Here is a 23,950-nt window from a genome sequence, read left to right on the forward strand (position 1 = left end):
TCCCTATCCCATCGTGGAGGAAGAAGCCAACGGCTGTCTTAGCAGCCTGCCCCGTCGTTCAACTACTCGAGCAATGGAGCTAGCAACCACCTTGGTGCATAAAGGCGCGATGGACATCGGTGTCCATGCCGTGCGCACGTTTGCAAAGCATTTTCGCGGGAATTACCGCCTGGAAATTCATACCGATGGTTCACCAGATGCGACCGATGAGGTAACATTACTTCACGCCGCCAATGGCTTGGAAGCCCGCATCATCCGTCCTTCGGATCGTCGACCACTTCTTGACGAACGACTCGCTGATTTTCCAAGAACGCGAGCATTGATGGACGGTATTGGCTACTTCGCTAAAATGGAACTGCCGATGGCAGCGATGGGGCCCTATCTCTATTTCGACTCCGACATTGTCTGGCTTCGCCCAGTGACAAATCTCAAACCTCCCAAGGCCCCTAACGCATTCTCGACCGAATCGTGGTCTTGGTACAATGGTGTCGCCAATGACCACCTATGGACAGCCGCGAAGACGCCACGACGCGTGAACTCCGGCTTCTATTACCTCGGAGAGCCCTTTCCTTTCCAGCGCATGGAGGAGATGCTTGAACGCGGAATGTTCGACCCCACAATTCGCTACAACACGGATCAAGAGATCATGGCCTACTTGTTCTGTAGTATGAATCTCTATCACCCGGACGATCTAAAACGAAGCCGGGTACGAAAGACTTACGATTTAGGCACCCTTGCCAGTGCTGCTTTGCACTTCCCGGGCCAGATGTGGCGCAGCCACATGGATCAGATAGAAGCTCTGGAGTCTGCGCCGCCCAAATCTGCAGTTGCCATTCGTTACCAAGATCCCGTACCCCTGACCGAGCTGGAGCTCTTCCGCATGAGAATGAACGTGAGGCTCTCGGATTCCCCGACCCTCGGCAGGTTGATCAACCGGCTCCGGGCAATACGCCAGAAATTCGCATGATCAAATGCTGCCCTGAACGAAAGCTCCTTCATTCCAATTGAGAAGCTCTCTACGATTGATCCTCAAATCCTCAAAATTTCATGAAAGAGTTTCTCCGGCGCGTCGCCGAACTTTTGGTTTCGAATGAAACGCTGTGGACGCCAGTTCGCAAAACCTTAGTGCGAGGAAGCCAGTTCCTGTGTGCGATGCGAGAGAGTTATGAGGCGGACCGAGTGGTCGCGGAAACCCCAGCATTGCGCAACGCTCTCGCAGCCCGCTTGGTAGTCGCTGGACCTTTCCAAGGTATGAAGTATGGAAACACGGAAGCGCGGTGCAGCACGCTTTATCCGAAGCTTCTAGGCACCTATGAAAACGAATTGGCTGCCGAAGTTGACGCAGCCATCGCGAAACGTCACGCCATCGTCGTCGATGTCGGTGCCGCTGATGGTTACTACGCGGTCGGATTCGCCTACCGCAACCCCGATGCAAAGATTATCGCTTTCGAGCAGGATCCGCGCGCTCAAGTGGAACTTGAAAAGCTTGCAGCACTCAACGGCGTGAGTGACCGGATCGACGTTCGCGGCCACTGTGGTCCTGGCGACATCCAAGGCTTAAGCGGGAAAAGCGGACTCGTTATCGTCGACTGCGAAGGCTTTGAGGACAAAATCTTGAGTGAGGAAAACATCCGTCACCTGCGTGGCTGGGACTTCATCATCGAAACTCACGACGGCTTTTCGCCAGAAGTCACCAAACGTCTAGAAGCTCGATTCGCGGGAACGCATGAAGTCCGCCAAATTGACGCGATTCATGACTATGACAAACTCGATCATGTTGAGGTTCCGTTATTGAAGGGATTGCCGCGCCGCGCTGCGGACAAGGTTGTCGCCGAAGGACGAGAGCATGCCTGCCTGCGTTGGCTGTGCTGCACGCCACGCATGGGCAACAAATGATGGGAGCAGAGAAATTTAGGACGCGCATCTCCATCAATTCTCTCATCAAGAGCTACCCATAAGACCTCAATCCACTACTGGAATGAAGAAAGTTGGCAGAATATTGAAGCAAGCCTTGAGAGCGAGAGGGTTTGATTTAGTACGGCACAGGGAGCTTCCCGAACTCCTTGCACATCACCACGTAGACATCGTTCTCGATATCGGTGCGAACGACGGAGGATACGCCACCGAACTCAGGGAAGCCGGCTGGAGAGGTCCCTTGGTTTCATTTGAACCTCAGCCAGCGGCCTTTGGGCGATTGAAAGAACGTTTCATCGGCGACGCTTTCTGGTCGGGACACCAAATCGGCTTGGGCAGTGTCGATGAAACACTGAACATGAATGTCCATCACATGGATGTTTTGAGTTCGTTTCTTGAAAAAATCGAGGAATCGGAATCGGCCAGTCAGATTGAAGTGGAGGTGAAGAGGATGGATGGAATTCTCGACAACATCTTGGGCCACCATCGCAGGCCTTTCGTCAAGATCGACACGCAGGGGTTCGAATTGCAGGTAATCAAAGGATTCGGAGCCATGACAGACAGAGTTGTTGGATGGCAGCTTGAGATGTCTGTTGAACCTCTCTATCAGAATCAAGTGAAGATCGAGGAGGTCATCGCGCTTATGAGGAGTTTGGGATTTTCGCTGTGGAAGATCATCCCTGGACTACGCGACCCGAAGACTCTTCAAAGCTTCGAATTCGACGGCGTGTTCTTCAAGAGTACATGAACTCTGAATTTTCTGGCAACATTGTCGACAGCACCGGAGCGCCCCTTGTGGCTTGGGGCGAAACGGTGTTCTTGAAGCGGCTCTTCGAAGAACTCGAAGCCCAGCTGGGTGACGACTTTTCCCGGTTCACCTTCGTGGTACATCGCCGAGTGTTCGGTGAGATTGCTGGCTCTAAAATTAACTTGGATCCCGGTGGCCCAAATCGCGTGCTAATCGTGATTTCGGATGAGTGCGAGGCCTTTCCGTGCCAGGAATTCCAATCCTACCGGGTCGTATTCCGCGCCTATGGTTCACCGCTTGGCGGCGACTCGCGCATTCACGCGTTCCCCGTTGGATACCTCAACGCCGCCGGGCTTGTTGAACCGGTGGAATTTGACCAGCGCCAGGTCACGGTCTTCTTCTCAGGTTACCTGAACCGCAACCGGTTGGATGTCTATAAGCAATTCCGGCCGGTATGGTGGCTTCCAAAACGGAACCTATCCCAGAACAGATATATCCGGGAGATCGCACGCCGCGCAGCGGAGAGATTCACCAAGGAGCGTAGCTTCCCTGACGCCATCCCAGGAGGACATGTGGCTTTCACCGATTGGTTCGGAAGAGGACTAGCTCCTGAGGAATACGCGCAAACCTTGGCGAACTCCCGGATCGCCATTTGCCCACCGGGTTTTGAAAGCCACGAAACGATTCGCCACTGGGAGGCAATGCGCTTGGGTTGTGTTGTGATCTCGGCACCACTGCCGCCAAACCGCTTTTATTCGAACAGCCCGATCATCCAACTCTCCGACTGGTCTGATCTCAAGCCAACCGTGAACCGCTTGCTGAACAATCCTTCGGAGCTTCGGGCGAGGCACCTCGCCACCGTCGATTGGTGGAAAAAAGCCTGCTCAGAAAAGGCGGTGGCAGACTACATGGCGCGCATTATCGTCATGCCCGACTCCTAACGGGAAGCCCACTCTTCGTCGTGCTCTTCAACTCTTGGGAGTTTCTAATCCTGCTCGTTGCGACCTTTGCGCTTTACTACGCGCCCTGGTCTCGCGGACGCAATGGCAAGGCGTGGCAGGTTACACTGGCGCTGGTCGCCAGCGTGATCTTCTATGGCTGGGAAGACCCGAAGTTGATCGGTCTCCTAGCGATTTCGTGCGTCGGCAACAGCTTGGCCACCGGCCGTATTATTCTCCACAAGGTCGCCGGAAACGAGGCCAAAGTGAGACAATGGACACAACGCGCGGTAGTGATGAATCTATCCCTGTTGGGGATCTTCAAGTATCTGCCTTTCCTCGCCGGGCTATTTCCCTTTCTTCCGCCGTCTTGGTTGGCCGCAGCCAAGGCCATCCCACTGCCAATCGGCATTTCCTTCTATACGTTCCACGGTATCAGCATGATCGTGGATGTCGCACGTGGCGAGGTGACTCGGGAAGGCGATGCGCTCATGTCCAAAGGCGGCAGGTTCGCGAAAGGGGTTCGCGATATAGGCTTCTACCTCCTCTTCTTCCCTCAGCTCGTCGCTGGACCAATCGTCAAGGCAAAGGAATTCTGGCCGCAAATAAGTGGAAAACGCTTGGAAGACATTCGATGGCGACAAGTTGTGCGCGCTTTGATTACTGGCTATTTCCTCAAGGTTTTCGTGGCGGACAACCTTTCCGAACAAACCGCTAGCCTGACCCTCGGCCCCGAAACCCTGATCGCCTCCGGCCCGCTGAATCTGATCCCGCTGCTTTACGCTTACTCGCTCCAGATTTTCGCCGACTTCGCGGGCTATTCACTGATCGCAATCGGACTGGCTGCAATGTTCGGCTACCGCTTTCCGATTAACTTCAACTTTCCCTATCTCTCGACCAGCATTACCGAGTTCTGGCGACGCTGGCACATGTCGCTGTCAGCTTGGCTTCGCGATTACCTTTACATTCCACTGGGTGGCAACCGCAACGGTCCTACGCGCACTTACCTGAATCTTTTTCTGGTCATGTTTCTTGGAGGACTGTGGCACGGAGCCGAGTGGAAATTCGCCTTGTGGGGTTCGCTGCATGGGCTGCTCCTGGCCATGGAGCGGTTGTGGGGTAGGAATAAAGCAACTGCGCTCCCGCGGAATAGCTTCGGGTTCATTCGATTGACCTTCGGATGGCTCTTTGCCTTCCACGCCGTGACGTTGCTTTGGCTGACGTTCCTGATGCCGGACATGGCCAGTATCGTGGCCTTCTTCCGAGGCGTCTTCGGCGGCAGAACTGGCTTCTCCGGTCCTCCTGCCTTTTCGTTGGTTTTCTATGGAGCGGCCGTGGTCCTTTACCATGCGTGGGGTTGGCTGAGCGAGCACCGCGAAATACTCGCCGCCAAATTGGCACGGGCACCGTTCGAGCCTTTGATCCAAGGAGTGATGCTCTTTTTAATTTTCACAAACCCCGGAGCGCCTCGCGGGTTCATCTATTTTCAGTTCTAAGCTGTAGAATTGTTCCCATTTCCAATCGTGATCCGATTTCTCACCCTTTTCGCAGTCGCCTTTTCCGGGATCCTTCTCGGTCAGTCGTTGTCGATCCTTCCTGGTGAGCAGGTCGTGCCGGTAACGGGCAAACTAATACGTTTGGAGTTTGAAACTAAAGTGGACAAGGTCTATCGGATCGAGTCCTCTACAAATCTCGCGACGTGGGCAAACGAGGGCTATGCGTTTCGTGGTATCGGTGGAAAAATGTCAGCTCTGGTGTCGAATCACGACCTTCCGAAGCTATTTTATCGAGTACGCGACGACGCTACCGCTGACGAAGTGGCACCCCTGCTGCCCTACGGGCAATCCACAATCGAAGGGCCTCCCGGCCCCGTCGGCCCGCAGGGACCTCAAGGCGAGGCAGGAGAGAACGCCGAGTTGCCCGATACTCGAGATATCGGATCGCCGCCGTTGCTTCCGCGAACGCTCCAGCGAATCCTTGCCAGTCGCCAATCCGGTTCACCACGACCCTTTCGGCTAAAATACCTGATGCTCGGCGACTCTTATGCCCTCGACTTGAGCGCGGAATTGTCTGCCAAGGTTGCTCCGCTGCGCGAATTCGGACTGGGTGCCACCGCCACTTTGCAAGCCGGTGCCGCTTCCGAATACTCACGCTTCGACCTCGCGCCTACCGGACTGATATGGCGACTCTCGGGCGAAGGCCAGTCGGTGCAGTATGGCTTGGCGAATACCTCCTTGGAATGCTACCGCCTCAAGGTCTTTTACTCGACGACCTCAGGTGGAGGGTCTTTCGCGCTAGAGGCCAGTACAAACGGCGGACCCTGGATAGAGATACCCGGAGCAAGCAGCACAGAACCGATCTCAACCGACAACGGCGGAACGGTCGGCGCAGGTATATTCACTTACGACTTTCCGACTACTGAATCACGACGATTACGGGCAAAATGGGTCAAAGGAACCGTTCGGGTGATCGGATTCGTTCTCTCCGACATCCGGGATGATCCTTCGGTTCCACGTGGAGGCACAGCTTTCTACAACCTCGCTCTCGGCGGCATTATCGTGGCAAACGGAAGGCTAACGCCCCAGGGGGTCTGGAACACCCTGCTCCGCGACTTACAACCGGACTTCTGCACCTACAAGTCAGACGATGGAGAGCACGGGGCAGCGTTCGCCGAATACTATCAGAAAATCCAGACGGCTTATCCGATGGACTGGGTGATGATATCCCGCCACCCCAGCAACGCGAGCGTCTACGATACCCCGGGCTCGCCGGCAAACTCCGGAAACGAACTGCTCCCCACGGACATACAGCTCCGTGACTTCGCCTTGGCGCAAGGCCAACTTTTCATTAACGGGCGAACGATGTTTCCCGACCATGCCACCATGGTAAAACTCGGCCTTACTGTTGACCTCGATCCCCACCTCACTCCGGTGGGTGACGACTATCAGCAGCAGATTGTAATGAACCTGCTTGGCGGCAGTTTGAAACCCGCAGTCCAATTCCCCGGCTCAAATGCGGTGGATGTTGAGACCGGCGCTCGATACCGCACCACACCATTGGGAATCGTCGGAAAGAGCGGGCCGCTGATGATGTTCGATCTTCTTTCCAATTCAAATGCTGGCTCGAACTTCCGGCCTTTCTACGCGATCTCGAAGATCGATGACTTCGGCACCGTTGGCTTTCATCAAGGCCAGGCCAATCGCTGCTTCGCAGTGCTGGATCCCAATGGAAGAATGGCTTATAACAACTCTACCAATGGTTGGCAGGCTGGCTTGCTAGCCGGATGGAGTCGTCCGGCAGCGAGCGGAGTCGAGTATTTTGCCGGAGACCGCGTTACGGAAAGTCCCCTCGCTGTCTCCGGCACCAGTGCGCACACCGGCGACTTGTTCTCGGTCCGTCGGAACGCTTCCGCCAGTTCGCCCGGCACGCGCGTCGCCGGAGTAAAAGCCGACGGGGCAGCCGACTTCGGACGGCTTAAGGCCGAGATTCCCGGCTACGCGACCCATGCTGCGGCCGATGCTGACTCCAGCTTGCAATCGGGGCAGCTATACAAGCTCAATGGCAAGCGTGCCGTTTATCAGAAGCCGTGAATTTCCCTGCGCCCGCATGACCCACGCAATTCTGATAATGCTCACGCTGGCAGCCTGTTTCGGCATTCAATCGCTGGCTCTCCGAGCAGTCGGTGGAAGGACGGCCAAGAGCGAGTCGAATTATTTTTCATCCCTAGGGCGAATCCAAGCCGGCGCAGTCGGCAAACCGGAGGCTATGCTTCTGGGATCTTCCATCACCGGCCGATTGCCAGATCGAGCGCAAGGTTTCGAAGGCTTTGCCAACATGGGCTGCGATGGCGGATGCGCGGTGGATACACTGCGAGCGATGGACCGTGGTTTACTGCCCGTCGCACCGATTTTGCTCATCGAAGCGAACACTCTTCAGCGAGCACTCGACCCTATCCCTTCCCAAGTCGGATCAGCCATGAAAAGGCCATGGTTTCAGGCCGGTATGCGTATCCCCGCGATCAGCGCTTATGCTCGCCCATCCGCTTTTTTGTATTCAATTTTGCTAGCAAAAAAAATCGGCGGCTTCGGCGATCCGGAAAGCGCAGATGACCTGCGGGTGAGCAGCCATCCCGTCCGCCTAACCGCCCTCTCCGCCACGAACATTTCGCCAAACGAGCAGGCTTTGGTCGGCGAACTCGTCCCCCTACTTCAACGGCTCCAAGAAAAGGGATGTCGCATCGTCTTCGTGTGGCTGCCTCCCGGTCGTGGTGCCAACTCACCCGTCCCGCCATATATTGCTGCTATGGTCGGGCAAAGCGGATGCGAATGGTGGGACTTGGGGACTGAAGCAGATCCCTCCTTGGTCGTGCTGACCGATGGCGTTCATATGGCCGCTCCAAGCGCTGCGCGTACGTCACGCTCGCTGAAAAGAATATTCAGCCTGCCAGGTAACACCCCAAAAGATCTGCCGGAGTCTCCATAACATCCTCTTCATGTTAGCCTATATCCTCTCGCAACCGCGGAGTGGGAGCACCGTTCTTACGGCCATGCTCGACAAACGCAAAGGCGTTGTCTGCATGCCCGAATCGTCTTTCCCCCAAGCGCTCGGCGTCGTAAGCCGAAAGGAGCGGGACGACCGACGTTGGATGGCTGCTCTCTATCTCGGAAGCACTTTTCCTCCGACTCCTCTGAGCTTCGAAGATGCTCTGGCTTGCATGGAAGGAAGCGACGAGCAGATCCTCCACGCGTTGGGACGGGCGTTGGCAACAAAAATCGGGAGAGATCCGACTGAGGTCCGCACTATCGTTTGGAAAACTACCCGCACGATCGGCATGCACAGGGGGCCCCTTTCTACCAGTGGTCGTTTCATCGTGCTGCGTCGGCATCCACACAACGTTTTCGAATCCCAATCACGCTTCGACTATGGCGTGCGTAATCGCCGCCCCCTCCGATACGCTTTCTTTGCCCAGAGTTACGAATACGCTTTGTCCCGCCTGCCAGTGGACAGGACCTTCCTGATCAACTATGACGACGCGGAAAAACGCCTCTCCGAGTTGCTTGGATTTCTCCAACTCGATGATAGAGGCACCTGGGAGACGGGTAGTTCAAGCCTTGATCTGGTTGCAAAAAGTTGCTCGTGGCTGGCGCAAATAACCGAGGAGTTCCGCAATACCGATGTGGAGAAGCGCGCGCGGCTAACACCTGAAACGCTGAAGCTGGTAGATCGTTCGCTCGCCCTGACCCGTCCATTGCGGTCGTTTATGGGACCTGTGAGAGCCCACTCCGATCGAAGGTCCATGAGCCACATCTGGGACTTTGCCCGGCAGCGATTGGCTGAGAATTCGTAAACATGCACCGAACGATACACGACTTCTTCTCCAAGCTCGGCCTTGGAACCGGCACGCTGGCCTCGTGGCGAGGCGGTCTTTCGGCCGCTGTGGCGGGCCGTTTGCTCGATGTCGCCAGCGATTCGGGAATCAATCTGATCGATACCGCCGACTCATATGCGTCAGGAGAATGTGAGCGCCTTTTGGGACTTTTGCTCCGCGATAGGCGGGGAAGGTTCTCCATAATAACGAAGGTGGGCTATGTCAGTGCCGATGTGCCAGGGCCGTTGCATCTGCTGAATCCCCTCTTCAAAAAGCTCAAGCACAGACTCGGTGCACGGCAAGACTTCCGTCCGGACTCCATGGCTCGTCGCTTGCAACGTTCTTTGCAACGGTTGAAGTCCGACCACGTCGACGCCTTCTTGCTCCATGACCCTCCGGCTCACGTTCTATCGGATGGGTCGCTTTTCCACGAACTGTCCAAATTGAAAGCCGCAGGTTTGGCGCGCCGTCTCGGCATCTCCAGCGGAGATGATGAGGCCCTGCAACTCGCGCTTGCATGGCCAGATTGCGACATGATCCAAACGCCTTTAGTCGAAGACGGCGGACTCGCTCCATCGTTGAGAGCAGCAAAGGCCGGTCGCCCTCTTATCATTCTGAACCATGTTTCCCTTGGCGGCCGTTTGCCGATTGGATGCGAGCCTCAGTCTTCCGCATTGAAGAAATGGCGAGAGAGTATCGACACAAGTGCAACCGAGCTGGGTGTCAGCCCACAGGCGGCTTTGCTGCGCGTGGCTTTGGAAACAACCGGTGCAGACTCAGTACTGACTGGCACAAGGGATTCCGGCCATCTTGCCGAGAACTGCCGCGCCGTGTTATCTTGATGGGCCCATGGTCGAAGACGCACGTTCCATTCCTGCTGACAGCGAACTTAGTGCCGACTTGTGCATCATTGGCGGTGGTTCAGCTGCTATTTCGTTGGCGCTAGAGTATTTGAAGTCAGGCCGACAGGTAATCCTCTTGCCTGGTGGTGGTCCGAATCAAACCGCGGCCAGCATCGACCTTTATCGGGGCAGGGTAAGTCCTTCAGGAACTCACGAACCTCTGGAAGAGAATCGTCTCCGCATGTGGGGGGGAACGACGACCGTCTGGGGCGGGAGGATCGTTCCGTTCGACGAAGTCGACTTCGCCAAGCGGCAGTGGATATCGGAAACCGGCTGGCCAATTTCATTGGAAAGCCTTCGGAATTCCATCTCCCGTGCCTGTGAGCTTTCCGAAGCGGGCATTGCCGACTTCGATGCTCACTCAGTCTTTCCGGAAAAGCAGACCGAGATTATCACCGGATTCGACAACAAGGAACTCGTGAGCTGGCCCCTTGAGCGCTGGAGCGTTCCAACGGATTTTAGCAAACGATATCGCCCTGATCTCGACGCGGCGCCGAATGTTCGGGTGCTTCTACACGCTCATGCCATTCATCTCCAAATGGATGCAGGCGGCCAAAGGCTGATGCATGTGGATGCTGCCTGCTCCCCCGGCAGTAATTTCCGCATCAAGGCACGCGATACCGTTGTCGCTTGCGGTGCCCTTGAAAATGCCCGGCTCTTGCTCGCCTCTCAGGATGTTCTACCAGCAGGCATCGGAAACGAACGCGACTTGGTCGGCCGCTACTATCAATCTCACCGCTTCGGCGTCTGCGGCACCGCGGAATTGAAGGATTTCTCCAAAAATTTCATCTACGATTTCGAGAAGGACGCGGATGGCATTTATTGCCGACGTCGCTTTTGGCTGACGCCACAAGCACAGGAAAGGCACCAAGTAGGAAACGCCGTCGGTTTCTTCTTCCGAACCGTGTCTGGCGCTTCGGAGCACAGGAATGCAATGGTCTCGTCGGTTTTGTTGGCGAAGACTTTGTTGGGAGGAGCAAAAAAGGGCCCGAAGCGGCTTTGCCAGATCGTCAAAGAACAGCGCCACGATCTTGCTACCCACCTTGGCATCGTTCTGAAGGACGGTCCAAGTGTCTTCGGCCAGCTGGCCGCCGTGGCCTACACTCGCTATTTTCAAAAACGGCGGTTGCCGATGGTTCTACCTCCGAAAAAAACAAATCGTTTTCCCCTCTTTTTTCAAACCGAGCACGCTCCCTTGGCAGACAGCCGTGTGGTTCTGGATCCCACTTGTCGCGATGACTTCGGTATGCCACGGCTAGATGTACGGATTCGCTTTTCGGAGGTTGATTTCCGCACCATCACCACCTTCGTTCGCGTGTTTCAACAGCGGCTTGAGAGTTCGGGCCTAGGCACCTTTCACCTCACGGATGCCGAGAAAGAATTTCTAGCCGATCCCTCACGCCAGCCGTTCAATAGTAATTCCCATAACATAGGCACGACGCGGATGGCTGAAAATCCGACCAACGGCGTGGTGGACTTGAACTGCAAGGTCCATGGCGTCGACAACTTGTACATGGCCGGTTCATCGGTGTTTCCGACTAGCAGTCATGCGAATCCGACTCTGATGATCGTCGCGCTTTCGCTCCGGCTTGCAGATCACCTGAAGACCAAGGCGTGAAGCTGCTGTTAAATGCCCCATGAAAATCGTCGTCGCCGCCTACGCATGCAATCCCTACGGAGGCTCGGAGCCCGGTGTAGGATGGGCTGCCGTCTGTCGGATCGCAAGGAATCACGAGGTTTTCGTCATCACCGATATCCACAACCGCGAAGGTTGGGAACGCGGCCGGCACGAGAACAAGATTCCGCCCAACGTGCATGTGCGGTTTCTCCGGGAACACAGTGCTTGCAGCCAGAACCGTTTCGTGGCGCATGTACAGAGCTGGCTCAACTATGCTTCATTCAATCGACAGATTCTCTCCGCCGCTAGATCTTGGCATGAGAAAGAGAACTTCGATCTGTGCCATCAAGTCACGATTGCGGGCTGGCGAATGCCGTCCCCCCTATGGCAATTACCGATTCCCTTTATATGGGGACCGATCGGGGGAGCTGGCTACATCCCAAGGGGTTTCCGGTCGATGCTCAGTCCCGCAGCTCGGGCTTTCGAACTCCTTAGAGACATCAACTCCTCGTGCTCGATCCGTTCGAGCGCTTTTCGGAACTGTATTCAGAATACATCGGTGGTTTTCGCTGCGAACGAGGAAACTGAAGAATTATTGAGGCCACATCGAGGTGACAAACCCTTGGTTCGTTTGCCAATCGCCTCGATTTCTCCTGAAAAGGCAGAAGCATTCCAGCGAAGTCTTAGACCACCTACTGACGGCCCTCTACGGTTGTTCGCTGGGGGAAACATGGAAGGCCGCAAGGGCATAAGTATCGCTCTAAGGGCGCTTGCAAAAGTGGCTGCCGCGGGCATTGATTTCCAATACACTGTCGCAGGTGGTGGTCCGGAAGTCTCGAATCTCGTTAAGCTCGCGAGGCAATTGGGATTGGAAAGACAGATTGAATTCCATCCTGGCTTTAGCGGAGCGGACTATCTCGCAGCTTTGCATCGCTCGGACGTGTATTTTCTCCCGAGCTTCCGAGAAAGCACGCCGGTAACCTTGCTAGAAGCCTATCTTGCAGGCTGCTATCCGGTGGTCGCAGACACCAGTGCCCAAGGTGAAATCGTGCGCATGGCAGGCGGCTCGGCGGTGCCCGTCACCAGCATGAAAAATCTCATCGAAGGGCTATCAGATGCCATTCTTGACTGCGCTTGCAACCGGGAAAAACTACTAACAAGGGCCACCGAAGGCAGAAAGAAGCTTATCGCATATTTCGATTCTGCACGCTACGATCAAGCTCTCTCTGACGCTTATCTACAGGCGACGGAATCCCTCCAAACTTTGCGCTGACGCCATGCGGTCCGCTTCGCCAATTTCTCAGCCAACTTCCAGTCAAGAAGCGGCGAAGGGAGCTGTGCTTCAACGCCCGACCCCGGGATTTGTTCGCGGGCTGCGATACCTTGAAGAGCTGTCTCCTACGGCCGCCTGGTTACTGGCCGCATTTCTCATTACCAGCATCGGCATTTTCAGCTGGGTCTCCGGACCGGAGCTCAGCGGCTCCCTGCTCTACCTGATTCCCGTTCTACTCGTCGGCCACGTGGCGGGCTTTCGTTCGGGCGTCATAGCTGCCCTGCTCGCTGCCCTGATCTGGTTCGCCGCTGACATGAACAATGGCACCGATGAAACCCGCACCTTCACACCCTACTGGAACGCTTTGATGCGATTGGGCACTTTCTTGGTAGCAGTAGGTCTCGTAACGGCCACTCGCTCGCTCAACGCTCAGCTTGAGGAACGGGTGAGAGAACGTACAACGGAACTCGAAACCCGAATCATCGAAAACCGGGAATTGGAGAAGAGCATCCTCGACATCAGCGATCGCGAACAGGTGCGCATCGGCCAGGATCTCCACGACAGCTTGTGCCAGCAATTGGTCAGCGTCGCCTTCAGCGCAAACATGCTGCAGGAACGCTTGGAAAAAGACGGCTCTCAAACCAACCGCGACGCAGCTCGCATCGCCGATATGATCGATGAGTCGATCAATCAGGCCCGCAACTTGGCCCGCGGACTTTATCCGGTGCGACTTGAGACCGAAGGCCTCGAACTCGCGCTCCGCGAACTCGGCGCTACCATGAGCCGACGCTTTCAGATCATCTGCCGTATCGAATGTCCAGGCCCTCTACCGCCGTGCAAGCCTGCAGTCGGCGTTCATCTCTATCGCATCGCCCAAGAAGCCGTGGTGAACGCCGCCAAACACGCCAAGGCTCAAGAGGTCATTCTCTCTATCTTTGCCACCGGAGAACACTTGAAGCTGAACATCGGGGATGATGGCGAGGGCATCGCCCACATGCCCCGCAATCCGGACGGCATGGGCCTGCGGATTATGGAATACCGAGCCAGAATGATCGGCGCCGAATTCAAGATCGGCCACCGCCTGCCGCGAGGCACCACAGTGTCATGCAACATGACCCAAGCTGCTTTTTCCGCCTGACACCGTGAGCGAAGTTCCCCAAGAAATTACCCGCATCCTCCTCGTGGACGATCACCCGATGATCCGCGAGCGCCTCGTCGAGTTGATTGTTCGCGAGCCTGATCTTGAGGTATGTGGCGAGGCTGAAGATCGCCACGAAGCACTTGACCTCGTCGCTTCCACCCGTCCGGGTTTGGCTATTGTCGATTTGACCCTGAAATCTTCTCTAGGAATCGAGCTGATAAAAGACCTCCAAGCCCGCTTTCCTGAAGTCAAGGTGCTGGTGGTGTCAATGCAGGATGAAATGATCTACGCTGAGCGCTGCCTCCACGCCGGTGCCAGGGGCTACATTACGAAGCAACAGGCCAGCCGCTACATCATGCGGGCCATTCGACAGGTTCTCGCCGGGGGCATCTACTTGAGCGAAACGATGACCCGCCAAGTGCTCGAGCGTTCCATGGGACGTCCGGCAAATCGCGAACCGCTTGAGATTGCCTCAATACTTACAGAACGTGAACTCCAAGTTTTCGAACATGTAGGGAAAGGTTTTAGCACCAAGCAAATTGCAGACTTGTTGACATTGGATATCAAGACAATCGAAACCTACCGGTCGCGCATCAAGGAAAAGCTGGGATTGAAGGATGGACCTGAACTGCTTCAGCGGGCCATCGCTTGGGTCCACCGCGGCGCAGGCTAGCGCACGGCATCCAACATCCTGTAGGGAAAACCCCTACCATGAAATCAGGCAGCGGTCATCTGGACAGAACTGCACTCCTGCGGGACCGTGTCGCTCTGGAGCATGAAACCCAAACCGCTTCGTTCTTTCACCGTCGCCCTTTTTCTAATGCCCGTTGGCTGGCTTGCTGCCGTGCCAGGGGATGCCGATAATGATGGCTTGCGAGATGCCGTCGAAACCAACACCGGCGTCTACGTTTCCCCTTCCAACACCGGGACCAACCCACAAGTTGCGGACACTGACGGCGACAGCTTGCCGGACGGCATGGAGCTGACCCTCGGCACCAATCCAGTCGATCCGGCTAGCAAAGTCCGAAGGCCTAATATTGTTTACATTCTCGCCGACGACCTGGGCTACGGAGATGTCGGATGTTTCGGTCAGAATCAGCGTTCCGGGATTTGGAAATTCGCCACTCCAGGCTTGGATGCGATGGCCGCGGAGGGAGCCAAACTCACTCATCACTACGCTGGCGCTTCGATTTGTGCCGCTTCCCGTGCTTCGCTGCTTCTGGGGCAGACCATGGGACACTCGGAAGTTCGGGACACTCAATTCGACAAAGCCCTACCAGACAATCATACGCTGGCTAGGACACTCAAGGCGGCAGGATACCGGACGATTCACGTCGGCAAGGCAGGCCTCGCAGGGACGATTCCCACCGATGGCTCCTCCGCGACCAGCATGCCCGGGCATCCTCTTTATCGCGGCTTCGATCGTTTTTTCGGCTACCTAATGCACGAGGAAGGACATGAGCATTATCCTCAAAACGGTACTTCCAGCAAGACTTCCCACATTTACGATGATTTTCGAGCGGTAACGGATGCCTACGTTGACCTCTATACCAGTGACGCCTTTGCGGCATTTGCTAAGAAATCGATCGTCGAGGAGGCCACTCAACATGCCGAGCGCCCGTTTTTCATCTACCTGAGTTACGACACTCCTCATTTCTACGGTGAATACGCGCCGACGGCAAACTACCCTGCTGGCAAAGGCCTCTCCGGTGGACTCCAATGGACGGGAGCACCATCCTACGTGAACACGGCCACGAATGATCCCTCAAAGATCGACAACATTGCAAATCAGCACCCATCGGTAAATTCCAATTGGTATCCTGCCGCGAAAAAGTATGTTTCGATGGTGCGCCGAATGGATGACTCGGTTGCTGACATTCTACAAACCCTGCGGGACTTGGGCATAGCCGATAACACCTTGGTTGTATTTTCGTCAGACAATGGTCCTGCTGACACCGAAGTTTATCCGCCGTCCTTTGGAAGCTTCGGTCCCTTCGAGGGCATAAAAGGCGATCTTTGGGAAGGCGGTATCCGTATGCCAACCATCGCATGGTGGCCCGGCAAAATCTCGGCCACAAATCAACCGTCTAATATTCGGGAAATCGCGAGGCCCTGTGGAAACTGGGATTGGATGGCGACCTTTGCCGACCTAGCGAAGATTCCTGTTCCATCGTTTACCGACGGAGTTTCGATGGTGCCGACCCTGACCGGCCAAGGCTCTCAAATAGACAAAGGATATCTCTACTTCGAATTCGCCTATGGGGGTTTCACAAGTAGGTATCCCGAATTTTCGAATCACGCCGGCGATCCCCGCGGCCAGATGCAAGCGATCCGGGTCGGAGACTTCATGGGCGTGCGAACAGGCATAAGCAACCCGGCAGACCCGTTCCGGATCTACAACGTCGTGACAGATCCCAAGGAAGGAACCGACCTTTCCGCTGGCCGACCCGACCTCCAAGAGAAAATGAAGCTCCTTGCAACTGGAGCCCGTTGCAAGGGGGCGGGGATTAGCCGTCCCTACGATACTGCGGTAATTCCAAATGTTGCAGTAGCACCGGTACAACAGGGCGGCCTCGTATGTAGGTCCTATGAAGGTTATTGGCCATGGCTGCCTGAGTTTCGAGATCTTCTCGCGAAAACGGAGGTGCTGTGTCCGACGATCTCTCCGGAGCCCCGTTCGCGGGATCAAGACGTGGGCCTGACCTTCACCGGCTACCTTTCTGTTCCTACTACGGGAGCCTATACTTTTTCGCTGCGATCAGACTCCGGATCAAGCCTCTGGCTGCACGATTCGCGAGTAATCGACAACGACTACAACTTCGCTAGCTCCAAAACTTCCGATTCAGTCTATTTGGCAGCCGGTCTTCATCCGATCCGACTTTACTACCGTCACCAAGGAAGCTCTCCCCTCCTCTCTCTTTCTTATTCCGGGCCGGGCATTGCAATGCAGTCAATTCCTAGTTCGTCACTTTTCACAGATGGCGCTCCACCCGAATTGTATCCGGATAAACTTACTACTCGGCGCGCCACAGAGGTTACCGTTGACGTCCTGGCGAACGATTCGAGCGCTTTCCCACTGACACTTGCCTCAGCGGGGACATCATTGCTCGGGACTACGGGCGTAGCATCAAATCGGTTCAAGCTAACGCCGACAAACGGAACGATTGGCTACGACGAGATTTCGTACGGCGTGACCAACAACTCCAGCCAGTACACTTCTCGAGTTGCCGCAACCGTGCTCTTTGACAACGAAATTTGGCTACCCTTTGAAGAGGGTGGGGGTAACAAGGTGAATCGCGTGGGTGGAAGCCCGGCAATTACCGGCACGCTATTGGGATTTGCCAATCCGGCCAGCGCGTGGACTACGGGACGCTTTCACGGTGCGCTCTCATTCGACGGCACCGACGATCATGTAGACTTCCCTGGCTTAGCGTTGCCCACCGGCCAACAGCCCCGGACCTTTTCTTGTTGGTTGAAAACTGCTTCAAGATCTTCTCCAGAGCTACAAACCCTGTTCAGTTATGGTTCGAACATCACTGGTGGCCGCTTCGTAGTACGGCTCGACAATGAGGCAAACGTCTCCTCCGATCAACCGCTGAAGCTGGAAGTCAATAGCGGCCACATTACCGGAACTACCCCTCTGAACGATGGCGTATGGCACCAAGTGGCGGTCGTGGTAGACGACCACAACGGCAGCGGTAACGTGAATGTAACCGAGACCAAGCTCTGGGTAGACGGTCATCTCGATCAGGTCGGGTCGTCGTCCGGGAGGGTACTTGCCACCGGTTCCACGCTGGTTCCATGTCTAGGTGGCTCGAATCACAACGATGGCTATAATTTTTCCGGAAAGCTCGACGACGTGCGAATCTTCGACCGCGCCCTTTCGGACGCCGAGATACAAGCCCTCTATCTGAGCCGACCCATTTATTTGACGGCACCGACAGACCCATCCGGAGATAGTGACTCCGATGGCATGTCCGATGATGCTGAGGAAATTTCGGGCACTGACCCAAACAACGCCTCGTCGGTTCTGCGCATAGACAATTTTACCGTTTCGGGCGGTATAGTGTCGCTTCAATGGGCGGCAGTCTCTGCCCGGGACTATCAAGTGGAAGAGAGCAGTGATCTTCGGTCGTGGCAATCCGTTCCTGAACAGGGTCCTGTCAGAATCCCCGCTTCTTCCGGCGGGTCCGTTCCTGATGCAATGCTTTCTGTAAGCTTCCCGACTCGAGGCGTAGGAGCGCATTTCTTCCGTCTGAAAGTCACCCTTGGCAGTCCCTGAAAGGGACCCGAGGCGTAAGAGGAAGACGCTTTCCCGAGAGGGGGAGCATCATAAGCACGGCTTCGTGCGTGTCGTTATCTCAATGATGTTCTCGATTGTCACTCCGAGCCTAAATCAAGGCCGCTTTCTTCCGCAATGCATCGAAAGTGTTCTCGCCCAAAACGGCGTCGATTTTGAACATATCGTCACCGATGCCGGCTCGACCGACGAAACTCTTGAAGTTCTTGGACGCTACCCTCATTTGAAGTGGACCAGTGAATCCGATAAGGGCATGAGCGATGGGATCAACAAAGGTTTCCGAAGAGCAAAGGGAGAATGGATCATGTGGCTGAATTGCGATGATTACCTTTTACCAAACGCGCTGGAAAAAGTTGCGCATTTAGCCGTTTCTCGTCCTGATGCCTCCATCATTCACGGTGATTGCCTTTTCGTGAAAGAAGACGGCACGCCTATTCGGCGTAAATACGATACACCAGTGGACGAACTGGACTTCCTGTTCGTCGGCTGCTGCATCCCATCCACAGCAACTTTCTTCCACCGACGAATCTTGGAAGCAGGTTATTTCCTAGACGAAGGATATCGTAACTGTATGGATTGGGAGTATTACCTTCGTCTTACTCGCGCTTCCTTTCACTTCGATTACTTACCCGAAGCGCTCGCCGGATTCCGCTGGTATGAGGACAGTACAACCCAAAGGCACTGGCAGCGAATGATCGAGGAAGGTTTGCGCGCTCAAAGAGATCATCTGGCTGCACGTCATCTTCCAATCTGGTTGGGGAATGCAGGACTGCTTAAATCACTTCGCAAGTTGTTCCAAGTGCGGCGCATCGCGAAGCGTGTCGCCGTCCACGGGCGGTTTCATTGAAAAAGATTCAATGAGAGTTCTCCAAATATTTAACCGCTACTTTCATATTGGCGGTGAAGAACTTGCCGTTGCGCAAATACGGGAGCAACTCGAGGCGGAACACGAGGTTTGCGAGATTATATTCGACAGTCGTGACTGGGTCGCCAAGAGGAACTGGGCAGAACGTATGGGTCAGGCATTCCTCATGGCTTGGAATGGGCAGGCAATTGAGGAAGTCGAGCGAACGATTGAGGATTTTAAGCCAGATATCATTCTCTTGCATAACCTCATGCCCGTCGGATCAACGGGACTCTATTTGCGTTTGGTCCGTTGTGGCATTCCCCTCATCCATTTCATCCATAATTTCCGCCCCTTTTCAGTAAATGGCTACTGCTGGGGAGGAGGACGCCTGCAACCGGCGGGGCTGCGGAAAAACTTTATCCCGGAGATTTTGACGGGTGCCTGGCAAGAGTCTCGGTTGCGCACGGCGTGGTATGCCATGCAGCTTTGGTTTTTGCATGCGACTGGAAGCTTCTCAAACATCCACGGATGGATCGCGATCTCTCGATTCATGCGCGACACCTTCGTCCAGAGCGGTATCGCGCCGGAGCGAATTGCCGTAATTTCCCACGGGTGGGAACCCCGATGCAGCGAAGAAGAGCTTGCCTCCTCTCGGCACTTCCCCGAGGAGCCCTGCTTCCTTTTCTTAGGACGAATCGCAGAGGAAAAAGGCGTCCGCGTCCTTTTGGACGCTTGGGAAATCCATAAAGCTTCACAGCGGCCAGGGCGCTTGGTTATCGCGGGGGACGGCCCCTTGGCTGAGGAGATTGGGCAGCGCTGCGAAAAACTTCAACAGGCTACATGTTTGCCTTTCGTTTCCGGCGAAGATAAGCTGGACCTGCTTCGCAATTGCACTGCACTGGTTGCGCCTTCCGTCTGGTGGGAGCCACTCGGTCTTGTAATTTTCGAGGCATATGACTTCGGTAAGCCTGTCTTGGCCGCGCGCTCCGGGGGCATAGTGGATCATGTGGAACATGGTGTCAGTGGCTGGCTGCACGAACCAGGGGATTCCCGAATGTTGGCCAACCACTTTAACGAAGCTTCGAGCAGCCGCTTGCTTTGCGAACAATTCGGGACCCGCGGGCGCAGCACTCTTCTCCAGCGCAGTCGATCGGAATGGCTGCGGGAGTTCAATACCTTTGCTAGAGAACTCCTAGATCGATTCCCCCGCAAAGCAGAACTCGGCACTTCCACGCTTTCTCCAAGTTACCGCTCCACTCCGTTGGTGATCGCAATGTATTTGGCCGATCAGAATCCCAAGCTCGGCCGAAGTCTTGGGATCTCACGAATGACCCAAGTACTACTGAAAGAGCTAGCGTCTCACGAGGCCCTCGAGCTCACCGGTATTTCTTCGCGTTCATCCATCCAACTTCCCGAAGGGTCCAATGCCACTGTGATGCCGTGGACGACCCGAGGCCGTTTTGCGCGGGTTATGACTGACCATCTGCATCCGTTATCCTATCTAGGCCAACGGGCTGATGTTTTCTATTTCCCCAAGGGGTTCCTGCCAAGGCTCTACACGATGTGTTCACCCTCGGTGGTAACCATCCACGATACGATCATCCAGTACTACGCCGATCATTATCCCAATTGGCGCACGCACATGGAGTACCGGTACTGGGCCAGCATGCTTAGACACACACTACGCCATGCTGATGGTATCCTAACGATCTCTGAAGCCGCTAAGGGACAGATCCGCGATTTCATGAAGCGCCATGGAATACCGGCCAAGCCGATCACGGTAACCTACGAGCCGTGCCTCTACGAAGAGATCCCTCAGCCGAAATTCGTGGCCAAGGACAACTATGTGCTGCACCTGGCGTCACGCGAACCTCACAAACGAACGGCATGGCTGATTCGACTCTGGGCGGAAGCCTCGGTCCTCCGTCCGGATCTTCCAGTCCTGCATGTGGTGGGCAAGGTGCCGGAAGAAGTCGAGGAATTGACGGCAACCTGCCCGTTGATTGTCCGGCTGCCGTTTCTTGATGACGAGGCCCTGCAAAGCCAGTTCGAGAAGGCTCGGGCTCTCGTCTTTCCCTCAGAAATCGAAGGCTTTGGCTTGCCTGCCGTGGAAGCCTATTTCCTCGGCACCCCTGTTTGCTTCACTCGCGGCACTTCAATCGAAGAGGTGCTTGGCGATGCCTCCTCTTGCGGTGGATTTGATTTACAGGAACCGGCGAGCCTCTTCGTTGCACTCAACGAAGTATTGAATCTTTCCTCCGAGCAAGTAAGGAACTGGGGTCTTACTCTGAGAAACAAGTATGCGTCGCGGGTTGTTGCCAGCCGCATGGTGGAAGTATTCCAGCAAGTTTCCCGTCGCTTCGCCAACCAATGATCCGGCCCGTTCTCAGAGCCGTCGGCTTCAATTTCCGGCGCATTCCCGCCGCCTTTTCCGGTTGGCAGCGCTTCGCGCGCGATCGGGATGAATTTCTCGGCATGCCAGGGGCCGACCGCCTTCCGCGGGGCAGGGATCTTCCAATGCTCGCGGAGTTCGGTGAATCGTCTGGTGATTTAGGCGCTTACTTTTTCCAAGACCTTGAAGTCGCTCGCTGGATTCTAACGGATCAACCCCAGAGGCATGTGGATGTCGGGTCTCGTCTTGACGGCTTTATCGGTCACTTGGCCGTGTTCCGGGAAGTTGATGTTCTCGATATACGGCCGCAACCACTGCCTGTGCCGAATGTGCATTTCCATCAGATTGATCTGACGATCGAATTGCCTATGGAATGGACTGCCTGCACGGATTCTCTGTCGTGCCTTCACACCATCGAGCATTTCGGCCTCGGTCGTTATGGCGACGCCGTAGATCCATTAGGTCATCTGAAGGGTTTGGAGCAGCTCAAGCGAATGGTGAAGCCCGGAGGACTCTTCTACCTCTCGACCCCGATCGGTCCGGAACGCGTTGAGTTCAACGCGCACCGCATCTTTGCAGCATCTACGGTGATCGAGTGGTTCGACGATGGTTGGAGCATCGAACGCTTTGCGGTGGTGGACGATGCGTCGCGTCTTCATTCACCAGTCGATTGGCGTTCTGCGGAAGCCGCGAATCACTTCGGCTGCCAAGCTGGCACCGGCATCCTTTGCGCGCGCCGTACCCTGCCGTGAAACGACTTTTGATCGACCGGTTGCATGATCGCATTTGGAAGGAGGCCAGCGGCTGGATGACCGTGGAGAGCCTCTCAAACACTGGCGGTACCGGGAGCCGCGGCAGTGTTTCTGGCACCATGGCATGGCCGGCGGCGTGCTCTGCCTTGGCCAATCAAGAACGAGACAGTCGCAATTTCCGCCGCGAGCGAGCCGTTCGGGAAGTAGTTGAAACACTGGGCCCGAGTGACGGCCGCCATCATGCGAGGTGCATCAGCAAAAGCGCACCAGAACTCTTGGAGGATCCCCACGTGCGTGCTGTCGATGCGTGGGGTGATCCCATACGTTGGCCCCGTTTTCTCTTGGGAACCCCTACACCCTTCAGCCCCACGACGCTGCGCTATCTCTCCCATGCGCTGTGGCTCCGCGAGAAGGGCTTTATTGAGCCACGTGGAACTGTCGTAGAAATTGGCGTGGGGTTCGGCGGACTGGCGGCAATGAACGCGATCGTATCCGAAACACGAACAGTCCTCGTCGATCTACCTGCGGTAACTCAAGCCGCTCTTCGCACAATGGAAGAAATCGGCCTAGCTGAGTTCACGATTTCTGCCGGAGAAAGCGACCTGCGGGGCGAGTATTGCGTCGTTTCCAACTACGCCTTCACCGAGTTGACGACCGACCTTCAAGATCACTACATCGACCGCTACCTACGCAGGTCGTCATCGGGCATGATCGTCAGCAACGCAAACATCTTCTCCCGCTCGATTGGGGGGCGGAACGACGAAGCTCTTGTCTCCGCACTGCGGGCGGCAGGGATTCCTGCGCAGCTCGATCGCCAGAACAGCCTGTTAGGCCCCAGCGATCACCTCGCCGGAGTCGCGCTCATCACCTGGAAAAAAACCGCCTCTCCATGATCCGCATCGTCCTGCTTGGCCGCAGCGGCAATCACCTCTTCCAATATGCTTTCGGGCGGGTGCTTGCGAAGCGCCACGGCGTGCCCCTCGTTTTGGATTGTTCCTGGTTCAATTCCGCCGGATGGCGCGAGGTCTCACATTTATTGCGGCTTCCGCTGCGAGCCAAGGTCACGAGGCGTGCATCCCTTGCGGCACGCGCGCTCCTGAGGCTCACCGGCAGACACTATTGGGAATATCGCGGTCTGCCGGTGGTTCGGGAACCCGAGCTTAATCAAGCCTTCCATCCCGATCTCCTCGATGCGCCCGCGGATTGCGTGGTGCGCGGGTACTTCCAGTCCTACAAATATTTTGTCTCGATTGAGGAGGAACTGAGGAGCGAGCTGCTTGGCTTGTTAGAAAACGTGGTGCCGGAGAAGAGTTCCTCCTCGACCCAGGTGGCGGTCCATGTCCGGCGCACCGATTTCCTGAAACACGCTGCATTCCAAGTCTGCGACCTCGGCTACTACCGGCAGTCCATGGAGAGGATGCGCGACCTGGTACCCGGCGCGCACTTCACGATCTTTTCGGACGATCGCGCCTGGTGCTTGCAGAATCTGAATGGGCCGGACATTCAGGTTGCCTCGCCACCGGATCCCGCACGCGGGCCGCTCACTGACTTGGCAAGGATGAGCCGCGCCAATCACCACATCATCGCCAATAGCAGCTACTCCTGGTGGGCCGCCTGGCTGGGAAAAAAGGAAGGCCAGCGGGTTCTAATGCCCGACGCCTGGTTCCGCGGTGACATCCACGCGCCCATCGAGGACAAGTGCTGTCCTGGCTGGGAACTGGTTCCGACAACTTCCGCTTCTTGAGTTCGCATTCCCC

Annotated in this window: 19 protein-coding genes; all 19 read left to right on the plus strand. The window is 55.8% G+C overall.

The annotated features are described in order from the left end of the window. Positions 1-13: 13 nt before the first annotated feature. The 19 genes from WKV53_RS09980 to WKV53_RS10070 all read left to right on the plus strand — a co-directional run bounded on the left by WKV53_RS09980 (position 14) and on the right by WKV53_RS10070 (position 23,937). The gene (locus WKV53_RS09980) at positions 14-967 is read left to right on the plus strand and encodes a hypothetical protein (RefSeq protein WP_341404430.1); all 954 of its coding nucleotides are present in this window, start codon (positions 14-16) and stop codon (positions 965-967) included. Between the two features lie 80 nt (positions 968-1,047). Continuing rightward, positions 1,048-1,896: a class I SAM-dependent methyltransferase gene (locus tag WKV53_RS09985; RefSeq protein ID WP_341404431.1), complete on the plus strand. Its 849-nt coding sequence runs from the start codon at positions 1,048-1,050 to the stop codon at positions 1,894-1,896. A gap of 82 nt (positions 1,897-1,978) precedes the next feature. Further along, positions 1,979-2,662 carry an FkbM family methyltransferase gene (locus WKV53_RS09990; RefSeq protein ID WP_341404432.1) on the plus strand — a complete coding sequence of 228 codons (684 nt, stop codon included), beginning with the start codon at positions 1,979-1,981 and terminating at the stop codon, positions 2,660-2,662. Beyond that, a complete protein-coding gene (locus tag WKV53_RS09995) occupies positions 2,659-3,603 on the plus strand; it encodes a glycosyltransferase family 47 protein (RefSeq protein WP_341404433.1) in 945 nt (314 codons plus the stop codon). The genes WKV53_RS09990 and WKV53_RS09995 overlap by 4 nt, the downstream gene beginning before the upstream one ends. Then, on the plus strand, positions 3,531-5,096 hold the full coding sequence (locus tag WKV53_RS10000; RefSeq protein WP_341404434.1) for an MBOAT family O-acyltransferase: 1,566 nt from the start codon (positions 3,531-3,533) through the stop codon (positions 5,094-5,096). Before WKV53_RS09995 ends, WKV53_RS10000 begins: the two co-directional genes overlap by 73 nt. A gap of 27 nt (positions 5,097-5,123) precedes the next feature. Continuing rightward, positions 5,124-7,190, plus strand: a complete 2,067-nt coding sequence (locus WKV53_RS10005) for a hypothetical protein (protein ID WP_341404435.1) — start codon at positions 5,124-5,126, stop codon at positions 7,188-7,190. 16 nt (positions 7,191-7,206) lie between these two features. Continuing rightward, positions 7,207-8,082, plus strand: a complete 876-nt coding sequence (locus WKV53_RS10010) for a hypothetical protein (RefSeq protein ID WP_341404436.1) — start codon at positions 7,207-7,209, stop codon at positions 8,080-8,082. A 10-nt stretch (positions 8,083-8,092) separates the two neighbouring features. Continuing rightward, complete coding sequence (locus WKV53_RS10015; RefSeq protein ID WP_341404437.1) at positions 8,093-8,947, plus strand: sulfotransferase; 855 nt, start codon at positions 8,093-8,095, stop codon at positions 8,945-8,947. Positions 8,948-8,949: 2 nt separating this feature from the next. Beyond that, complete coding sequence (locus WKV53_RS10020) at positions 8,950-9,810, plus strand: aldo/keto reductase (RefSeq protein ID WP_341404438.1); 861 nt, start codon at positions 8,950-8,952, stop codon at positions 9,808-9,810. Between the two features lie 7 nt (positions 9,811-9,817). Beyond that, positions 9,818-11,488 (plus strand): GMC oxidoreductase, encoded by a 1,671-nt coding sequence (locus WKV53_RS10025; RefSeq protein WP_341404439.1) that lies wholly within the window; start codon positions 9,818-9,820, stop codon positions 11,486-11,488. A 19-nt stretch (positions 11,489-11,507) separates the two neighbouring features. Beyond that, a complete protein-coding gene (locus tag WKV53_RS10030; protein ID WP_341404440.1) occupies positions 11,508-12,761 on the plus strand; it encodes a glycosyltransferase family 4 protein in 1,254 nt (417 codons plus the stop codon). A gap of 4 nt (positions 12,762-12,765) precedes the next feature. Next, the gene (locus WKV53_RS10035) at positions 12,766-13,899 is read left to right on the plus strand and encodes an ATP-binding protein (RefSeq protein WP_341404441.1); all 1,134 of its coding nucleotides are present in this window, start codon (positions 12,766-12,768) and stop codon (positions 13,897-13,899) included. A 4-nt stretch (positions 13,900-13,903) separates the two neighbouring features. Then, positions 13,904-14,575: a response regulator transcription factor gene (locus tag WKV53_RS10040; protein WP_341404442.1), complete on the plus strand. Its 672-nt coding sequence runs from the start codon at positions 13,904-13,906 to the stop codon at positions 14,573-14,575. 102 nt (positions 14,576-14,677) lie between these two features. Continuing rightward, positions 14,678-18,184 carry a sulfatase-like hydrolase/transferase gene (locus WKV53_RS10045; RefSeq protein WP_341404443.1) on the plus strand — a complete coding sequence of 1,169 codons (3,507 nt, stop codon included), beginning with the start codon at positions 14,678-14,680 and terminating at the stop codon, positions 18,182-18,184. A gap of 82 nt (positions 18,185-18,266) precedes the next feature. After that, positions 18,267-19,049: a glycosyltransferase family 2 protein gene (locus WKV53_RS10050; RefSeq protein ID WP_341404444.1), complete on the plus strand. Its 783-nt coding sequence runs from the start codon at positions 18,267-18,269 to the stop codon at positions 19,047-19,049. Further along, positions 19,021-21,423 carry a glycosyltransferase gene (locus WKV53_RS10055; protein ID WP_341404445.1) on the plus strand — a complete coding sequence of 801 codons (2,403 nt, stop codon included), beginning with the start codon at positions 19,021-19,023 and terminating at the stop codon, positions 21,421-21,423. The genes WKV53_RS10050 and WKV53_RS10055 overlap by 29 nt, the downstream gene beginning before the upstream one ends. Then, positions 21,420-22,193: a DUF268 domain-containing protein gene (locus tag WKV53_RS10060; RefSeq protein WP_341404446.1), complete on the plus strand. Its 774-nt coding sequence runs from the start codon at positions 21,420-21,422 to the stop codon at positions 22,191-22,193. Before WKV53_RS10055 ends, WKV53_RS10060 begins: the two co-directional genes overlap by 4 nt. After that, positions 22,190-23,086 (plus strand): class I SAM-dependent methyltransferase, encoded by an 897-nt coding sequence (locus WKV53_RS10065; protein WP_341404447.1) that lies wholly within the window; start codon positions 22,190-22,192, stop codon positions 23,084-23,086. The genes WKV53_RS10060 and WKV53_RS10065 overlap by 4 nt, the downstream gene beginning before the upstream one ends. Then, complete coding sequence (locus tag WKV53_RS10070) at positions 23,083-23,937, plus strand: alpha-1,2-fucosyltransferase (RefSeq protein WP_341404448.1); 855 nt, start codon at positions 23,083-23,085, stop codon at positions 23,935-23,937. Before WKV53_RS10065 ends, WKV53_RS10070 begins: the two co-directional genes overlap by 4 nt. Positions 23,938-23,950 lie beyond the last annotated feature (13 nt).

This window comes from Luteolibacter sp. Y139, from assembly GCF_038066715.1.
GTDB lineage: Bacteria > Verrucomicrobiota > Verrucomicrobiia > Verrucomicrobiales > Akkermansiaceae > Haloferula > Haloferula soli.

Excerpts from the sequence above, each read along its gene's own strand:
- WKV53_RS09995 (WP_341404433.1), top strand. The coding sequence starts at position 2,659 with ATGAACTCTGAATTTTCTGGCAACATTGTCGACAGCACCGGAGCGCCC.
- WKV53_RS10050 (WP_341404444.1), top strand. The coding sequence starts at position 18,267 with ATGATGTTCTCGATTGTCACTCCGAGCCTAAATCAAGGCCGCTTTCTT.
- WKV53_RS10025 (WP_341404439.1), top strand. The coding sequence starts at position 9,818 with ATGGTCGAAGACGCACGTTCCATTCCTGCTGACAGCGAACTTAGTGCC.
- WKV53_RS10015 (WP_341404437.1), top strand. The coding sequence starts at position 8,093 with ATGTTAGCCTATATCCTCTCGCAACCGCGGAGTGGGAGCACCGTTCTT.
- WKV53_RS10070 (WP_341404448.1), top strand. The coding sequence starts at position 23,083 with ATGATCCGCATCGTCCTGCTTGGCCGCAGCGGCAATCACCTCTTCCAA.
- WKV53_RS09985 (WP_341404431.1), top strand. The coding sequence starts at position 1,048 with ATGAAAGAGTTTCTCCGGCGCGTCGCCGAACTTTTGGTTTCGAATGAA.
- WKV53_RS10045 (WP_341404443.1), top strand. The coding sequence starts at position 14,678 with ATGAAACCCAAACCGCTTCGTTCTTTCACCGTCGCCCTTTTTCTAATG.
- WKV53_RS10020 (WP_341404438.1), top strand. The coding sequence starts at position 8,950 with ATGCACCGAACGATACACGACTTCTTCTCCAAGCTCGGCCTTGGAACC.
- WKV53_RS09990 (WP_341404432.1), top strand. The coding sequence starts at position 1,979 with ATGAAGAAAGTTGGCAGAATATTGAAGCAAGCCTTGAGAGCGAGAGGG.
- WKV53_RS10060 (WP_341404446.1), top strand. The coding sequence starts at position 21,420 with ATGATCCGGCCCGTTCTCAGAGCCGTCGGCTTCAATTTCCGGCGCATT.
- WKV53_RS10035 (WP_341404441.1), top strand. The coding sequence starts at position 12,766 with ATGCGGTCCGCTTCGCCAATTTCTCAGCCAACTTCCAGTCAAGAAGCG.
- WKV53_RS10010 (WP_341404436.1), top strand. The coding sequence starts at position 7,207 with ATGACCCACGCAATTCTGATAATGCTCACGCTGGCAGCCTGTTTCGGC.
- WKV53_RS10030 (WP_341404440.1), top strand. The coding sequence starts at position 11,508 with ATGAAAATCGTCGTCGCCGCCTACGCATGCAATCCCTACGGAGGCTCG.